Origin of the sequence: Kitasatospora phosalacinea (assembly GCF_000716545.1) — a bacterium.
Lineage (GTDB): Bacteria > Actinomycetota > Actinomycetes > Streptomycetales > Streptomycetaceae > Kitasatospora > Kitasatospora phosalacinea.
In genome coordinates, this window is the sequence record NZ_JNWZ01000155.1 from 1 (window position 1) to 1,171 (window position 1,171).

The 1,171-nt window shown below is 69.6% G+C and carries 1 protein-coding gene; it reads left to right on the forward strand.

The genetic code is table 11. The annotated features are described in order from the left end of the window. Positions 1 to 76 precede the first annotated feature (76 nt). Positions 77 to 1,155, forward strand: a protein-coding gene (locus OO48_RS41340) for an IS630 family transposase (RefSeq protein ID WP_425338620.1) whose coding sequence is annotated in 2 segments (ribosomal slippage) — positions 77 to 578 and positions 578 to 1,155 — 1,080 coding nt in all. Because the reading frame shifts where the segments join, the coding sequence is not laid out codon by codon here. The last annotated feature ends 16 nt before the right edge of the window (positions 1,156 to 1,171 follow it).

Genomic DNA, 1,171 nt, shown 5'->3' on the forward strand with positions numbered 1-1,171 from the left:
TACTGACTTCGGCGCGTCAGGGTGAATCTGTGTGAAGTGCCTGACGGGCCTGAAGCGGTGGCTGTACCAGTGGTGTGTGAGATATGCGGATGGGGGCGGGCTGACCGCCGCGGGACGGCTGCGTCGGGAGTCGGTGCGGGTGCAGGCTGCCGAGTTGTTCGAGCAGGAGGTCAAGCCGGCGGAGGTGGCCCGGCGCCTGCGGGTGAGTGTGAAGTCCGCCTATCAGTGGCACCAGTTGTGGCGCGCCGGTGGCGTGCAGGCGCTGGCATCGCGTGGCCCGGCTGGATCGCGGTGCCGCCTGTCGCCGCGCTGCCTGGCCAAGCTCGCCGCGTATCTGGACGAGGGCCCGGCCGCGCACGGCTGGGTGGAGGACCAGGTCTGGACGGCCGCACGGGTGGCCACGCTGATCGGCCGGAAGTTCCACGTCACCTACAGCGTCTCGGGCGCCACGCGGCTGATGCACCGACTCGGCTTCAGCCCGCAGGTCCCCACACGCCGGGTGGCCGAGCGCGACGAGCAGGCCGTCACCGCGTGGAAGGAGGTGACCTGGGCGGAGGTAAAAGAGTCCGGGCGGCCTGCGGGGGATACATCTGCTTTGAGGACGAGGCAGGCTTCACCCGCCGACCGCCCAAAGGACGCACCTGGGGCCGACGCGGCCGCACTCCGGTCGTGACCGTCAGCGGACGCCGCGCGGGACGTTTGTCGGTGGCCGGGCTGATCGCGGTGCGGCCGGGCTCGCGCACCCGGCTGTGCCACCGCCTGGTCGCCCACCCCGCAGGCAAGGGCCAGCGCCGCAGCATGGGCGAGCATGACTTCATCGCCCTGGTCGACGGCGTCCACCAGCTTGTCAAGGCGCCGATCGTGCTGGTCTGGGACCGTCTGAACACCCATGTCTCCCACGCCATGCGCGAGTTGATCGACCAACGCTCGTGGCTGACGGTGTTTTTGCTTCCCGCCTACTCGCCCGACCTCAACCCCGTCGAGTGGGTCTGGGCACACGTCAAGCACAGCCTGGCCAACCTCGCCGTCATGGCCCTCGACCGACTCGAAGCCCTCGTCCGCAACCGGCTCAAACGCCTGCAGTACCGCCCCGAGACCCTCGACGGCTTCATAGCCGGCACCGGCCTGACCCTCGACACCCCAACCTCACCCTGACAAGCCGACGTCAGTA